The following is a 15,621-nucleotide window of genomic DNA, read 5'->3' as shown; positions in this document are numbered from 1 at the left end:
TTGCAATTTTTAAGCATTGTGTGTAGTTTTATCGAATGAATATTCATCAGTTATTCCTTGGTGCACTCATCATCGGATGGAGTCTGTGTACATATGCACAACCGGGGCGTCCCAATATCTTATGGATTGTCAGCGAGGACAACAGTCCGTTTTTAGGGTGTTATGGCGATACATTTGCCACGACCCCGCGACTGGATAAGTTGGCGTCCGAAGGTGTGCGATACAAACGGGTCTTCTCTACCGCTCCCGTATGTGCCCCTTCAAGGTCTACACTAATCACGGGTGTATTTCCCATATCGATGGGGACCGAGCACATGCGCAGCCAGTATCCGATACCGGATATGATCCGATTGTTTCCGGAATACCTACGTGAGGCAGGTTACTATACCACAAATAATTCGAAGACGGATTATAACTTGTCTCCGTTGGAAGGCCGGATGGATGCGGCATGGAACGAGTCGTCCAACAAAGCCACCTATAAAAATCGGAAGCCCGGCCAACCTTTTTTTGCCGTTTTTAATACAGCAATCTCGCACGAAAGTTCCATTCACAAGCGACTGGATACACTCATGCATGATCCCGAAAAGGCTCCAATTCCGCCTTATCATCCACATACACCTGAAATGAAACGTGACTGGGCGCAATATTATGACCGGATCACGCAAATGGATACATGGGTGGGTGGAATTCTGGATGAACTGGAGCGGGAAGGGCTAGCCGAAAATACAATCGTTTTCTACTATAGCGACCACGGCGGGGTGTTGGGCAGGAGTAAGCGGTTTTTGTATGAGTCGGGTCTGCGTGTGCCGCTGATTATCCGGGTTCCTAAGAAGTATGCTCATTTGGCCCCCGGCAGCCCGGGAACGTGGCAAGAGCGTATTGTCAGTTTTGTTGACTTTGCACCGACGCTGCTGAACCTGGCTGGGGTACAGATTCCCGAATACATGCAGGGACATCCTTTTTTGGGTAAACAGTCGGATGAACAACCGGAGTATGCGTTTTCATTCCGAGGCCGGATGGATGAGCGGTTTGATCTGAGCCGTTCCGTGAGAGATGCAAAGTACCGATATACCTGCAATTTCATGCCGCATAAAATCTATGGCCAGTATATTGAATACCTTTGGCGTGCACCTTCGATGCCTTCGTGGGAAAAGGCCTATCGGGAAGGAACATTGGATGCTGCCCAGGCCGCATTTTGGGAACCTAAACCTTTCGAAGAACTTTATGATACCGATGCTGATCCAGATAACGTACGCAACTTGGCCGCTGATCCGAACTATCAACAAGTTTTGGAGCGGATGCGCGGTGCATTGACAAATTGGATGATTGCATCCAAGGATGTGGGGTTCATCCCCGAGCCAATGATGGCCGATATCTCCGATACCATGCCCCTGTATGATTTCGCTCGGAGTAATCGGTACCCACTAGATCGGGTATTGGAGACAGCCACAATGGCCGCCTCAAAGGATACTAGGTCTTTAGCATCGCTAACAGAACGGCTTCAGGATAGTAATCCGGTTGTCCGTTATTGGGCAGCCACCGGATGTCGGATTTTGGAAGGAGCAGCCGCACCGGCCAGATCCAGGCTGCTGCACGTACTGGCTGACCCGGAAGTGTCCGTGAGGATTGCCGCCGCAGAAGCGCTTTATTACCTGGACGACCGGGATCGGGCCATAGACGTCTTGACGCAAGCGGTTTCGGATGACAATCGGATGGCGCGGGTACAGGCATTGAACGTGTTGCAGACCTTGGGCAGCGATGCGCTGCCAGCTTTGGAAACAGCCCATCGGTTAATCGCAGCCAATCCCAAAGGAAATGAATATGATATTCGCGCAGCACAGGGATTTGTCAAGACGATGGAGGAGTTTTTATGAGGCTTGCGTATCACATTCTTTTTAAAGGTACACTGATCTTTTTTGGGGTATTCGGACTAGTTGGGATGGTCTATTGCCAACACCAGCGCCCAAACATCGTCCTTATCCTTGCCGATGACATCGGAGCGGATGATCTGGGATGTTATGGAAACCCGTTTGTTCAGACGCCACATATCGACCGTATCGCAGCGGAAGGAATCCGTTTTACCAATGCCTATGTAACCACCAGCTCATGTAGCCCAAGTCGGTGCAGTATTCTATCGGGTCGGTATCCGCATAATACGGGAGCGGCGGAACTGCATACACCGTTGCCCCAAGACATCCCGACGTTTGCCGGGCTGTTACATACCACAGGTTACTATACTGCTCAAGCCGGCAAGTGGCACATGGGGGAATCGGCAAAGCTGGGATTCGATCTGATACAGGAGAATAATAAATTGAATGGAGACGGAGGAGAGGCACTCTGGGTGAAAACCTTGCAGAATCGTCCCAAAGACAAGCCTTTTTTTATGTGGTTTGCCTCGTATGATGCCCATCGGCCATGGGGGCCGAATGACCTGAGTGGTAGTCATATCTCTGATAAAGTGGTTGTTCCTGCCTACATGGTCGATGCAGACGGTACGCGTGAGGACTTGGCAGCTTATTACGACGAGATCAGTCGATTCGATCGGTCCATTGGGCAGGTGGAGGCAGAATTGGAGCGGCAGGGCATAGCCGATAATACGCTCATTATTATCCTTTCGGATAATGGCCGGCCCTTCCCCCGTGCAAAGACACGGCTATACGACAGCGGTGCGAAAACCCCTTTTGTCGTTAAATGGCCCGTAGGTATTCCATCCGAAGGCGTTGTGAGCCAAAGCTTGTTAAGCACGATTGACATTGCGCCCACTTTGCTGGAGTTGGCAGGCGTAGATGTAACCGGGAGCTTCCAAGGGGTGTCATTTGCCCCGCTTTTCGACCAACCTGATCGGGAAGTTCGTCATTATGTTTTTGCCGAGCACAACTGGCACGACTACGAAGCATTAGAACGAATGGTTCGGACACGCGATTTTTTGTATGTAGTAAACATGCGCCCAGCACTATCCAATCAAGGGCCGGCGGACGCAGTTGGCAGTCCTTCTTTCACGGACTTAAAGCATGCCAGGGAAGCCGGTTTTCTTACAGTCGCTCAGGCAGATGTCTTCGTTACGCCCCGCCCCCGGGAGGAGCTGTTTGACTGTCGATCTGATCCCGATCAGTTGATTAATCTTGCGTCGCTTCCTGGGTATGAGCGTGAATTGGAGCAGCACCGTGCCATGATGGAACGTTGGCGGAAGGAGACCGACGATACAACACCGGATCGTCTCACGGCGGATTGGTTTGATCGAGAAACGGGCAAACCGTTGCCAACAGAGCGGGTTCGCGGAGTGATGCCCGGAACAGAAAAGGAAGCAATACGTACGTTCAATAAAGGACCACATTGAAGCACTGTACGAGTACGTTAAAAGATTTTTTTGTGGTCATCAGGTTAGTTTGGCATAAATAATGCGTAGCTTCGCTATTATTTAATTTTTATTTTTATACCACAATGCAAGAAGGCGTAGTAAAATTCTTCAATGAGACCAAAGGTTTCGGCTTCATCACTCCGATTGGTGGCGGTGAGGATGTTTTCGTTCATGTGTCGGGTCTGATTGACCAAATCCGCGAGAAAGACGATGTGTCTTTCGAAATCGCAAAGGGCAAAAAAGGCCCAAATGCGGTGAACGTAAAGCTCATCTAAAAGAAAGTCAATAAGATTGGTTTTCATTGAAGCTGCCCCTTAAGGCAGCTTTTTTAATTTGTATTTACCCCGTTTTGTCGTTATCTTCGCTTGATTAACCAATGATCTGAATGCCACACGATGATCGGAAAAGTGAAATTGATTTGGTAAATGCACTGAAAAAGGGCAGTCACCAAGCCTTTGAACAGCTTTATCATCAATATAAACGGCCTATTTACCTAAATCTGCATCGGCTGGTACACCAGCACGAAGTAGCTGAAGAGCTGACCCACGATGTTTTTCTCAGGATATGGCAGTTGCGGGAGGAAATCAATGTCGATAAGTCATTTCCCGCATTTATAAGGCGAATAGCCGCCAATCTAGCAATTGACTTCTATCGGCGGGCGGCGCTTGACAAGAAAATTCAGGAAGAACTGATTTCCGCTGCCACCGAGCGCTTCGGTTCATTGGTTGAAGAAATAAACTGTGCCGAAAATCAAGTTATCATTAAATCCGTGATGCAAAAGCTGCCTCCCCGACGCAGGGAAATATTTATGCTTTGCAAATTGGAAGGAAAAAGTTATTCGGAAGTTGCCCATCTATTTGGTATCAGCCAGGGCACCGTGAACGATCACATCGTAAAAGCCACCAAATTCCTGCGTAGCGAGCTGGCGAAGCATTATCCCCATAGTTATCCCCTGTTTTTTCTATTTATATTTTCGTTATAATACGGCCTCGTGATTAAATTTATTCTGCTGTTTTACAGTGGCTTGTAGTTTTATTTTAAAAAGGAGTAAATTTAAGCATATGGATTTGGCGGTCCATTCGTATATCCTCATAAACCAATATAAGTCTGTATGCAGGATCTGAATGATCTTTACACACGTTATCTCAACAAGCAATGCAGCCCGGAAGAAGTCCGGATGTTGTTAGCGCATTTTCATTTGACAGGTGAAAGTTCATCCCTTCGACCACGTATTTTACGGGAATTAGCAAAAAGCAATATCGCCAAGGAGAATCCGCCAGAAGTTGATGCAGCGCTGAAACGTATTCACCATCGGTTAATAAACGATATTTCTACATCCATGCCTTCTCGATCAAAAACGAAGTGGACATATGGCATCGCCGTTGCGGCGGCGGTATTGCTGTTTATGTTGATCGGAATCTGGTTTTTTACGATTTATACGGTGGATCGCTCTCCCGCGATTGTAAACACGGTAGATATTGCACCTGGAGGTAATAAGGCAACGCTCGCTATGGAAAATGGAAATACAATTGATCTGAGCGAGGTACAGGACGGTATTGTCATTGGCCGTGAGATTACCTACCTAGATGGAACTCCAGTGCAGAATAGGCAAGCAACCGGGGCAACCCATGAATCGGTGAGCCAATTGATTCTGACTACGCCAAAGGGCGGAACGTACCGCGTGACGCTTTCCGACGGCACAAACGTGTGGTTGAATGCTTCCTCTACGTTGAAGTACCCGAGCCGGTTTGCAGAAAGCGAGCGAATTGTGAAACTGGAAGGGGAAGCGTACTTTGATGTTTCGAAAGGCGTTCCATTCAAGGTGGTAAGCAGCGGGCAGACGGTAGAGGTGCTCGGCACGCAATTTAACGTTTCAGCATATCCCGATGAACAACAAGTGCAAACTACATTGGTGGAAGGGATTGTGCAAGTTGCTGCCGAAAGTCAATGCCTGTCTATGCGATTGCTGCCCGGCGAACAAAGTACGTTGATAGATGCCCACTTAAAGAAAAATCGCGCAGATATCGCTTCGGTTATTGCCTGGAAAGAAGGTCTATTCAGCTTTAATGAAACCGAACTGCGGGTGGTTATGAATCAACTCAGTAGGTGGTATGATGTAACCGTTGAATACCAGGGGACCATTCCGGTTACCTATTACTACGGAGCCATCAGCCGCCAGGAATCGCTCGCTAATGTGCTGGATTTGCTGCGTCAAAGTGGTTTGAATTTTAAGATCGATAAAACAGGCGGTACAAATAAAGTAGTTGTACTTCCCTAGCGGAAATAGCTCAACAAACAGAATGATTCACTAACTAGCCAAAGGAGGAAATTATGATGAAATTACAGACCTGAACGATGGATAAAAGTCCATAAAACCGGATAGTGCGGCGAACACTATCCGATATAGGCTTGGACGGTTACCAATTAATTACTGCAAATGCAGCAAGGTATATTAATTAATAAGCTTACCAAACGATACAAACATATGAATTTTAATGCATGTGTTAAAGGCTTTAACAAGCCTTTGACCTATCGATTGCTATTGATGATGAAATTAGCAATTTTATTGACCATAGGAGCGGTATTTCAGGCCGCAGCCAGCAGCGTTGCGCAGAGCATAACGTTGAATGTGAGTCGGATACCGCTATCGGACGCGATGGAGTCCATCCGCCAGCAAAGTGGTTATTTGTTTTTACTGAAGGGCAAGGAACTGGCGGATACCAAAGTAAGCGCGCACATCGAGGATGCACCGCTGGATGACGTCATGAATGCGTTGTTGAAAGGGTATGCGTTGGATTGGGTAGTAAAGGGTAAAACGATTGTCATCAGCAAACATCCGGTGCAAAAAAACAGCAGCTCGGAGCCATTACCAATAGTGAACAACGATGCCATACAGCAGGCCGAAGTAAGAGGTAGGGTAGTGGATGAGTCGGACAATCCATTGGAAGGTGTTACAGTGGGAATCAAAGGAACATTGCGTGCAACGACAAGTAATGCCAATGGTAGTTATCAGTTGACCGTGGAAGGCAGGGAAAGTGTGCTGATGTTCACGGCGATTGGTTTTCAATCGCAGGAAATCCCGGTGGCTGGTCAATCTGTGATCAACGTGACGTTGCGTGCCTCGGTAAGTGATTTGGATGAAGTGGTGGTAGTGGGGTACGGAACTTCCCGTAAACGGGATCTCACCGGCTCCGTTGTTTCGCTTCAGGAGAAGGATTTTTCGCAGGGTGTAACCAGCAACGCCTTGCAGCTATTGAACGGGAAAGCGGCCGGCGTACACATCAGTCAGGGAAGCTCGGCTCCAGGCGCGACAACGAACATCCGCATTCGCGGTGCGGGATCGATTAACAGCAACAATGACGTATTGGTCGTGGTGGATGGGCTACCGGGTGCGACAATTGACGCATTGAACCCCGGAGATATCGAGTCTATCGAAGTTTTGAAAGATGCTTCTGCAGCGGCAATCTACGGAACACGGGCCGCTAACGGCGTCGTGTTGGTTACTACGAAGCAAGGAAGGAAAGGGAAGCCCCAAGTAAGCTACAATGGTTACGTAGGAATCCAGGACGTCGCCAAGAAAATCGATGTATTGAGTGCACGCGAATATATGGAGGTGCTGAATGGCATTCTGGCGGATCAGGGAGCGGATCCGATTTACACGGCGGAACAAATTGATCATGCAGGCTCCGGTACGGATTGGCAGGATGAGGTTTTCCGATCAGCTGCGGCCCAAGATCATCGCTTGTCGGTCTCCGGCGGCGGCGACTATTCGCGGTATTATATTTCGTTAAACTATTTTAATCAGGATGGCGTGGTGCTGGGGTCGAATTTAGATAAGTATAACGCGCGATTCAATTATGAAATCTCGCCCACAGACAAACTAAAGATAAATCTTAATCTCAATACCAACCGGTGGGTGAACAATACCATTTATGAAGACAACCGCGCGAATGAGAATGCGGGCCCCATCAATACAGCCTTGCAATTTGACCCAACGCTGAGTGCCGGTGTTGATGAAGATGGCCGATACCTACTAAATCCACTTATTGCTTTGGAGAATCCCCTTGCGCTCATTCACGGCATTAACGAGGAAGAAACCTTATTCCGCAGTTTCGGTACGGTGGCTGCCGACTACGAGGTGCTGGACGGGTTAACGGCGACGGTCCGTTTTGGGGCCGATTTCACTAACCGGCGTTTCGACAGCTACAACAGTCGGCTGACCCAGCGCGGCAGGGCATCCGGCGGGATCGCAAACATCGCGACCAATGAAAATAACAGGTGGCTGGCAGAGTTCCTGGCGCAATATGATAAGCAGCTTACGGATGCCCATCATCTTTCGCTGATGGGCGGTGTGACGTTTGAAGAATTCAACAACCGGGGAGTCAGCTCGGGGGCAGCAAACTTCCTTTCCGACGTGACCGGCGTTGATCAATTGCAAAGCGGTGATCGAAGTCAATTTACGCTGAACAGTAACCGCTCAAGAAATCGGTTAAATTCGTTTCTCGGCAGGGTTAATTACCGGTTTTATGAGCGGTATCTCCTGACCGCTTCCCTTCGTGCCGATGGCACATCACGATTTGCCGCGGACAACAAATATGCCCTGTTCCCCTCGGTAGCCCTTGCATGGCGCCTTAGTGAAGAAGCTTTTATGGAAAATGTCGCATTTCTGAGCGACCTGAAACTGCGGGCTGGGTTTGGACGGTTAGGAAATCAAGGTATTAACAATTTTGAAACGTTTCAAACGTTTGTTGCTTCATCTTCAGCGATATTGGGCGACGGTATTGTGCAAGGGGCCGCGCCGGCGCGGATACCCAATCCAGCGCTGCGTTGGGAGACCTCCGAAGAAATCAATTTAGGCCTTGATTTTGGCCTGTGGGACAACCGGCTGACCGGTGCCGTTGAGTATTTCATCAAGAATACCAAAGATCAGTTATTTAATAAACCCGTACCTGCTACCACTGGATTTGCCAGTACGCGCGTCAATTTTGGAAACGTACGCAACTCAGGTGTCGAAATTTCACTGTTCTCGCTCAATACCAGCGGACCGTTTGAATGGCGCACTGCTTTTAATCTATCGTTGCTGCAAAATAAAGTAACCAGCTTGCCCGATTTTATCCCGGAGATCATTGACGGCAACATCGGTACGTTTATCAATAATTTTACCATCGTCAGAAGGGGCGTTCCGATCCGTGCGTTTTATGGGTATGAGATTACAGGCATCTTTCAGGAGGGGGATAATATTGCTGGATCGGCGCAACCCGACGCGCTTCCCGGACACCCCATTTTTAAGGATGTCGACGGCAATGGCGTGATTAACGCAGACGATCGCGTTATTCTCGGAGATCCTTTTCCGGACTATACCATTGGCTTTACCAACTCATTTCAATATAAGGGCTTTGGACTGGATATTCAACTGAATGCGGTTCAAGGTATCGAAGCGCTTGATGCAAATATCGTTGAATCGCTTTATCCCATCAATTTTAATCGTAATCGGATTGCAAGCCATTACCTCAACCGCTGGACACCGGATAATCCCGGTGCCACGTATCCTTCTGGCGTAAACCCCAGCTCCTACGGCGGAGCGAGGGCGATCAATTCGCTAACCATTGCAGATGCCTCCTTTATCCGGCTTAAGTCGGTGACGTTGGCGTATCAGCTTCCACTGCGTGGTAAAAAGGTTATTTCTGGGGCTTCACTTTACCTCGCTGGCGACAACCTGTTTACCCTGTCGGATTTTGAGGGGTTCGATCCCGATGCCAATGCAAACAGTCGCGATGGCAATGCAACGGGAATCGGCATTGCGAGGACCTCATACAACAGTTATCCATTGAACAGGACGTTCCGTTTGGGAGTAAATCTTACTTTCTGAAGATCCTCCTAAGGAATACCAAAATATTGAAAGAAATGAAACGAATGACGAACTATTATCGGTTGCTTTTAGGGGCATTTGTAGCCCTTATATGCCCTGCATGCGAAAGTTTCCTTGAAGAAGAAGTCTATACAGAGTACGATCCAAGCAAGCTGCTCCAAACGGAGGAAGGCATAAACAGCGTATTGGTGAGCGCTTATGGTGAACTCCAATTCAAGGGGAATATCAGGGAGTTTAACCACACATTTGCCGAATTTCCCACCGACATCGCATTGGAAAGTGGCGGTGGATTTGAGCGCGAGGCCATTCTTTTTGTGAATTTTCAGTGGGACGATTCACATGCTTTTTTCAGCAACTCCTGGTCCAAGATGTACCGTGCGATCCGGAATGCCAATTCGCTGCTCGATAATGCATCCGCAGTCACGGCTATCCCCGAACAACGGCTTGCAGAGCTCATTGGTGAAGCAAGGTTCATACGTGCTGCGGCCTATTTTCATCTCTATGATCTGTTTGGTCCGGTGCCACTCATTACCACGACGGAAACCCTGGATATGGAGCCCCGTAGACCTACGGAGGAGGCCTTTGCGGAATTTGTGACCACCGAACTGCGGGAAGCTGCGAATGTACTTCCGCCGATACAGGATCTGAAAGGTAAGGCTACCAAGGGTGCAGCGCTTGCTTACTTATGTAAATTTTTGTTAAACACCAAGCAGTGGGAGCAAGTAGTGGATGTTACCGAAGAGATCATATCTTTAAATCGATATGCCCTGTTTCCCACCATTGAGGAGCTTTTTACGGTTGACAACGAAAACAATAGCGAATTCATTTTTGTCCATCCGTATTTACCGCTCTCGGGAAATGGGAATACGTACATGGCGCATGCGTTTCCCCCCAACTATCCCGTGTTACCCAACTGGGAGAATTACGGAGCACAATACCGGAGTTATACAAGTTTTGTAAAGTCATTTCATCCGGACGACCGCCGGGGGCTGATGTTTGTCAATGAATATACCGACACACAGGGAAAGCAGGTATTGCTCCTAGAGGACGGCGCAGGAAAGCCGCTTGACAATGCGAGGAGTTTTAAATTCGTGCCAGATCCGGCGGCCATAGCAGCTTTCCATGGCAATGATTGCCCCATTATCCGGTACGCCGATATTTTGCTCAGTCGGGCCGAGGCACTCAACGAGCTGAATGGACCAGATGGCGAGCCGCTTGATTTGCTGAATCAAATACGGGAACGGGCAGGTGTACCGTTGCTGACATTAGATGACCTGCCCACGGAGGAAGCATTCCGCGATCATCTGTTGCAGGAACGGGCGTGGGAATTCTTTTCCGAAGGATTGAGGAGGCAGGATTTGGTCAGGCATGGTAAATTGATTGAATTGGCGCGGCAACGCGGAAAACAGGCAATGCCACATCACGTCAGGTATCCGATTCCCCGGCGTGAGCTAGAAGCAAACTCAAATTTGATACAAAATGAAGGTTATGAATAAAACACTGATTTCCATGTGCCTGCTCTTACTTTTCGGCACATCCTGCCAATCGGGTAGCGATACGGGTACCGATAAGCCCAACATCGTACTCATTACCATTGACGACCTGGGTTGGGCCGATGTCGGTTGCAACGGGAGCACGTATTACGAGACACCGCATATCGATCGGTTGGCAGCCGAAGGGATGCGCTTTACACAGGCATACGCCGCTGCCGCGATCTGTTCGCCGACACGGGCTGCGCTGATGACCGGCAAAGTACCCGCCCGTTTGGGTATCACCGATTGGATCAGGGCACGGTTTCAGGGCGGCGAAATACCAGTTGATAAAACGTATACGCTTAGCTATGAAGGTACGCCTGATGACTCGTTGCTTTGTCCGACAAACCCGTTGTGGCTGCCATTGGAAGAAACAACGATCGCCGAGGTACTCAAGGGGCAAGGATATACCACAGCGCATATTGGCAAATGGCATCTAGGAACCGACGATTGGTACCCTGAGAAACAGGGATTCGATGTCAACATTGGCGGCTGTGATTATGGGCAGCCACCATCCTACTTTGATCCTTACGATAACGATAAACTGACTGGGATTCCTAACCTGCCTCCCAGAAAAGAAGGCGAATTCCTCGAAGACAGGTTGGCCGACGAAGCGGCAAATTTTATCATCGCGAATAAAGACAAGCCTTTCTTTTTAAATATGGCCGATTATGCCGTGCATACACCGATACAGGGGAAGCCTGAGCTGGTTGAAAAATACAAAAATAAAACTTCTACCAACCAAGATAACCCGGTTTATGCGGCATTGATCGAAAGCATGGATGAGCTCGTCGGAACGATTACCCGCACGATTGATAGTTTGGGAATCAGCGAAAATACGTTGATCGTTTTTACATCCGACAATGGTGGCTTGCTGCGGGTCACCGACAATGCGCCGCTCCGTTCGGGCAAAGGCTTCCCCTACGAAGGAGGGATCCGGATACCGCTGGTGGTTCGATTTACTGGTAAAATTCCGGCTGGGGTTGTCAATGACATGCCCGTCATCAGCCACGATTGGTTCCCTACCTTCTGCGAGCTGGCGGGTGCACGGACGGGAGGAAGCATCGTCGATGGTGTAAGCTTAAAAGGAATGTTGTTTGACAATGCGACGTTGAATCGCAATGCACTCTACTGGCACTTTCCCCATTACCGATACAAGGAAGAAGTACCCTACAGCATCATCCGAAAAGATAATTGGAAATTGATCAAGCGCTACCAGGGCACAAAATACGAATTATTTGATCTTGCGGAAGATCCGGCTGAAACGCGAAATCTTGCAGCTAGTCAGGAAGAACAGGTCAAATCGCTGGACGATGAATTGACCATTTGGTTGCGGGAGGTAGGCGCTGCGCTGCCCGAAGCAAATCCCAACTATCGGGAGGCGAATGGTGCTTAATATAGATTGAATCGTTTTTGTACATCCGGCCGTCACCTTATGAATAGCCGGATGTACAATTCCTAAACCTAGTTCCGGGAACGTTTCCATATATTTTATTGGATAGTTACGCTGCTTTATGATTTTGATTTAATAGTATTGTATATCCTTCTGAAAGCTTAGCACTGCATTCATTCAGAAGGATATACTAACTCATTATAACTATTGTGCCACTTTAAGAGCCAATAGCGAAGAAGTGGACCTTTCGGGGACAGAACTTTACACCCATCATTAACATATATTCAAAACAATGACAAAACGAAGAGAATTCATTAAAAAAGGCCTGATCGGAAGCGCCGCGTTAGGAATCGGAGGGATGGGCTTCAGTGCTAAATCGTATGCTTCGATACTCGGGGCCAACGATCGCCTTACGGTGGCGGTGATCGGTATTAGTGGAAGAGGTACAGACCATATCAGCCGTTTCTGCGGTCTGAAGGATAGCCATAATGTGCGGCTGAAAACGTTGTGCGATGTGGATGAGAAATTTTGGGATGCAGGAGCCAAAACGGTACAGGACAAAACCGGCATTAAACCCGTAATGGAATGGGATATGCGGAAGGTTTTTGACGATAAGGAGATTGATGCTGTATCAATGGCCACACCCAATCACTGGCATGCGTTGGGAGCCATATGGGCTGCGCAGGCCGGCAAACATGTGTATGTAGAAAAACCTTGCAGCCATAACATATGGGAGGGCCGTAAGATGATCGAAGCCGCCCGAAAATACAACATTAGGATGCAGGTAGGTTTTCAGAACCGCTCGATTCCAAATGTAATGGAAGCGATGAAGTTTCTCCACGACGGTGGAATCGGTGACGTATATATGGCCCGGGGCACCTGTATTAAACCCCGTGATTCTTTTGGGATCGCCAAAGACAGCGAGCCGCCGGCAAGCTTGCATTATGACCGTTGGCTGGGACCTGCGGCTTATCGTCCATACAATGAAAAGCGGGGCCACTACAATTGGCACTGGTTCTGGGATACCGGAAACGGTGATACCGGTAATCAGGGGCCACACCAATTTGATATTGCCCGGTGGGGTCTCAATAAAAACGAACACCCCATTTCCATTTATTCCGCAGGCGGTATTTATGGCATCGATCCGAAAGAATGTGCGCAGGAAACCCCCAATACCCAAACGTCGTTGTTTACGTATGATGATGGCAAAATGCTGGAGTTTGAAACCCGGGGGCGATATTCGAACGGAGAATCAAGCCTGGATATACGGGTGGGCAATATATTTTACGGTACAGAAGGCTACCTGGAATTAAATAGCAGCACCTGGAAGGCTTTTCGCCAACGGGAGTCTAAGCCTTTTGCCGGTTCTAAAGAAGTTTCAGCGCAGGTAGCCGACCCTACATTTCGGGCCGCTGCGGGTGGAAGTGAACATTATGTGAATTTTGTCGATGCCATACGCGCTGGTAAAGATTCCTTATTGCATTGTGATATTAACGAAGGGTTTTACTCGACGACGCTGGCGTTGCTTGCCAATATTTCCTATCGGGTAAAAAGAGAACTGCATTTTATGGGTGGTGATATGAATAATGAGAAATTTATTAATGACACACAGGCTGATGCCATGCTTACGCGTGTATACCGGCCACCCTATATCGTTCCCAACGAAGTTTAAGAATCCGTTAAAAAATAAAAAAATGAAGATACAACCGATTTTAGCCGGATGGGTAGTTTGTTTGTTCTCGTTTGGCTGCAGCCAGGGTACGAAGACATCGGATCAGGATGAAAAGGAAGCGCTGAAAGTCACTTTTGAGAAAGATGAGGCCGGCAACAAGGTGGATGTGAGGGTTGACGGAAAGCTTTTTACTTCCTATTGGTGGCCGGATTCCGTGTACAAGCCCATTCTTTATCCGATTCTGACGGCCAAGGGAACGCCGGTTACACGCGGTTTTCCGATAAAAACCAGGCAGGGCGAACGCCAAGACCACCGACATCAGGTGGGCAACTGGTTCAATTACGGAAATGTCAATGGATTTGACTTCTGGGGCAATGGCTCAACTGGAAAAAGAAACGAGATTAACGGTGGAGCGATCCAACACGTTAGTATCGGGACACTTAAAGAAGGAGCAGGCAAAGCATCCATGGAGGTCAATGCCAGCTGGGTGGATCCAAAAGGAAATGAACTCCTATCAGAACATACAGTCTTCCATTTTATCGCAGAAGATTCGGTTCGGATCATAGATCGTGTCGCTACTTGGACGGCTACAAACGGCGATGTGCTTTTTAAAGATACAAAGGAGGGGAGCTTTGGCATCCGGGTGGCACGCCAACTGGAACTGCCCTCGAAAGAAGACGTAACCCTGACAGATGTCCACGGTAATCCCACAACCGTAACCTCAATGTCGAATGAAGGGATTACTGGAAATTACCGAAGCAGTGAAGGCGTAACGGGAGAGGCCGTTTGGGGCACCCGGGCAAAATGGATGGACCTCTATGGAAATATCGACGACGAACAAATCTCATTGGTGATTGTTGACCATCCAAAAAACCTGAATTATCCGACCTATTGGCATGCGCGAGGCTATGGTTTGTTTGCGGCAAACCCGTTTGGTGTGAAAGATTTTACTGGGGGTGCTGAAGAACTGAATTATACCCTTGCTAGCGGAGAGTCGTTGACCATGCGTTACAGGATCATTGTTGGTGGAGGTCTCCCTTTAACCGATGAACAGATAAATGCCTATGCAGATGAATTTGCCCGTAACTATTAATTTGAATAGAAGCGGTAAAATCAGATCGGTGAACGGATAAGAAAAACTGTCCTTCTTCGTCAATGAGCGAAAGCAGGTGATTTACATGGTCATTGACGATTTATATGATTGGTATGTTTCTATACGACGAGCAAAGTGACAGGGAACTAGTAACGCTTATTAGGGAAAGCGATGAAAAGGCCTTTGCGGCCCTATATAAGCGCTATAATGGCGTGTTGTTTCTTCATGCGCGCCGGTTATTGGAAGATGAGGACGAAGCCAAAGATGCCCTGCAAGAACTCTTTACAAAGTTTTGGATAAAAAGACAGGAAATAGAAATACGATCGTCGTTATCGGCGTATTTATATGCTGCACTCAGAAATCAGATTCTAGCTACTTTTTCCCATAAAAAAGTAATGGAGAAATATATTGATTCCCTCCAGCAGTTTTTGGAAGAAGGGCAGTGTATGACGGACGACTGGATTCGGGAGAAGGAGCTGAGGGAGCAAATCGAAAAAGAAGTGGCACTATTGCCTGCGAAGATGAGAAAAGTGTTTGAACTGAGCCGAAGCATCAACCTGTCTTACAAAGAAATTGCTTTTGAGCTGGATATTTCAGATAAAACCGTCAAAAAGCAAATGAATAATGCACTACGGATTCTGAAGCATAAGATTTACCTTGTCCTCGCTTTTTTACTTTTCTTTTAATGTAGGTGAATCCATTTT

The 15,621-nt window shown here is 48.0% G+C and carries 11 protein-coding genes; all 11 read left to right on the top strand.

The genetic code is table 11. The annotated features are described in order from the left end of the window. Positions 1 to 35: 35 nt before the first annotated feature. The 11 genes from BMZ56_RS13180 to BMZ56_RS13130 all read left to right on the top strand — a co-directional run bounded on the left by BMZ56_RS13180 (position 36) and on the right by BMZ56_RS13130 (position 15,603). The gene (locus BMZ56_RS13180; RefSeq protein WP_090627441.1) at positions 36 to 1,874 is read left to right on the top strand and encodes a sulfatase-like hydrolase/transferase; all 1,839 of its coding nucleotides are present in this window, start codon (positions 36 to 38) and stop codon (positions 1,872 to 1,874) included. After that, positions 1,871 to 3,337 carry a sulfatase family protein gene (locus BMZ56_RS13175; RefSeq protein WP_218146561.1) on the top strand — a complete coding sequence of 489 codons (1,467 nt, stop codon included), beginning with the start codon at positions 1,871 to 1,873 and terminating at the stop codon, positions 3,335 to 3,337. Before BMZ56_RS13180 ends, BMZ56_RS13175 begins: the two co-directional genes overlap by 4 nt. A gap of 104 nt (positions 3,338 to 3,441) precedes the next feature. Then, on the top strand, positions 3,442 to 3,633 hold the full coding sequence (locus BMZ56_RS13170) for a cold-shock protein (RefSeq protein WP_090627439.1): 192 nt from the start codon (positions 3,442 to 3,444) through the stop codon (positions 3,631 to 3,633). A gap of 110 nt (positions 3,634 to 3,743) precedes the next feature. Further along, entirely contained in the window at positions 3,744 to 4,340 is a 597-nt protein-coding gene (locus tag BMZ56_RS13165; RefSeq protein ID WP_090627437.1) for an RNA polymerase sigma factor, read from the top strand. 129 nt (positions 4,341 to 4,469) lie between these two features. Then, complete coding sequence (locus tag BMZ56_RS13160; RefSeq protein ID WP_090627434.1) at positions 4,470 to 5,636, top strand: FecR family protein; 1,167 nt, start codon at positions 4,470 to 4,472, stop codon at positions 5,634 to 5,636. A gap of 267 nt (positions 5,637 to 5,903) precedes the next feature. Next, positions 5,904 to 9,227, top strand: coding sequence for a TonB-dependent receptor (locus BMZ56_RS13155; RefSeq protein WP_218146560.1), 3,324 nt, complete (start codon positions 5,904 to 5,906; stop codon positions 9,225 to 9,227). A 35-nt stretch (positions 9,228 to 9,262) separates the two neighbouring features. After that, positions 9,263 to 10,723: a RagB/SusD family nutrient uptake outer membrane protein gene (locus BMZ56_RS13150; protein WP_090627432.1), complete on the top strand. Its 1,461-nt coding sequence runs from the start codon at positions 9,263 to 9,265 to the stop codon at positions 10,721 to 10,723. Beyond that, the gene (locus tag BMZ56_RS13145; protein WP_218146559.1) at positions 10,716 to 12,155 is read left to right on the top strand and encodes a sulfatase; all 1,440 of its coding nucleotides are present in this window, start codon (positions 10,716 to 10,718) and stop codon (positions 12,153 to 12,155) included. The genes BMZ56_RS13150 and BMZ56_RS13145 overlap by 8 nt, the downstream gene beginning before the upstream one ends. A 289-nt stretch (positions 12,156 to 12,444) precedes the next feature. Further along, on the top strand, positions 12,445 to 13,824 hold the full coding sequence (locus tag BMZ56_RS13140; protein WP_090627427.1) for a Gfo/Idh/MocA family protein: 1,380 nt from the start codon (positions 12,445 to 12,447) through the stop codon (positions 13,822 to 13,824). Positions 13,825 to 13,846: 22 nt separating this feature from the next. Further along, on the top strand, positions 13,847 to 14,917 hold the full coding sequence (locus BMZ56_RS13135) for a DUF6807 domain-containing protein (RefSeq protein ID WP_090627424.1): 1,071 nt from the start codon (positions 13,847 to 13,849) through the stop codon (positions 14,915 to 14,917). 104 nt (positions 14,918 to 15,021) lie between these two features. Then, positions 15,022 to 15,603: an RNA polymerase sigma-70 factor gene (locus BMZ56_RS13130; protein WP_245893229.1), complete on the top strand. Its 582-nt coding sequence runs from the start codon at positions 15,022 to 15,024 to the stop codon at positions 15,601 to 15,603. Positions 15,604 to 15,621 lie beyond the last annotated feature (18 nt).

Origin of the sequence: Parapedobacter indicus (assembly GCF_900113765.1) — a bacterium.
GTDB lineage: Bacteria > Bacteroidota > Bacteroidia > Sphingobacteriales > Sphingobacteriaceae > Parapedobacter > Parapedobacter indicus.
This window is presented reverse-complemented; position numbering and strand designations above follow the sequence as displayed.

What these genes read in the sequence shown, in the direction of transcription:
- BMZ56_RS13165 (WP_090627437.1), top strand. Translation starts at nt 3,744, where the DNA reads ATGCCACACGATGATCGGAAAAGTGAAATTGATTTGGTAAATGCACTG.
- BMZ56_RS13140 (WP_090627427.1), top strand. Translation starts at nt 12,445, where the DNA reads ATGACAAAACGAAGAGAATTCATTAAAAAAGGCCTGATCGGAAGCGCC.
- BMZ56_RS13150 (WP_090627432.1), top strand. Translation starts at nt 9,263, where the DNA reads ATGAAACGAATGACGAACTATTATCGGTTGCTTTTAGGGGCATTTGTA.
- BMZ56_RS13135 (WP_090627424.1), top strand. Translation starts at nt 13,847, where the DNA reads ATGAAGATACAACCGATTTTAGCCGGATGGGTAGTTTGTTTGTTCTCG.
- BMZ56_RS13145 (WP_218146559.1), top strand. Translation starts at nt 10,716, where the DNA reads ATGAATAAAACACTGATTTCCATGTGCCTGCTCTTACTTTTCGGCACA.
- BMZ56_RS13160 (WP_090627434.1), top strand. Translation starts at nt 4,470, where the DNA reads ATGCAGGATCTGAATGATCTTTACACACGTTATCTCAACAAGCAATGC.
- BMZ56_RS13180 (WP_090627441.1), top strand. Translation starts at nt 36, where the DNA reads ATGAATATTCATCAGTTATTCCTTGGTGCACTCATCATCGGATGGAGT.
- BMZ56_RS13170 (WP_090627439.1), top strand. Translation starts at nt 3,442, where the DNA reads ATGCAAGAAGGCGTAGTAAAATTCTTCAATGAGACCAAAGGTTTCGGC.
- BMZ56_RS13130 (WP_245893229.1), top strand. Translation starts at nt 15,022, where the DNA reads ATGATTGGTATGTTTCTATACGACGAGCAAAGTGACAGGGAACTAGTA.
- BMZ56_RS13175 (WP_218146561.1), top strand. Translation starts at nt 1,871, where the DNA reads ATGAGGCTTGCGTATCACATTCTTTTTAAAGGTACACTGATCTTTTTT.
- BMZ56_RS13155 (WP_218146560.1), top strand. Translation starts at nt 5,904, where the DNA reads ATGATGAAATTAGCAATTTTATTGACCATAGGAGCGGTATTTCAGGCC.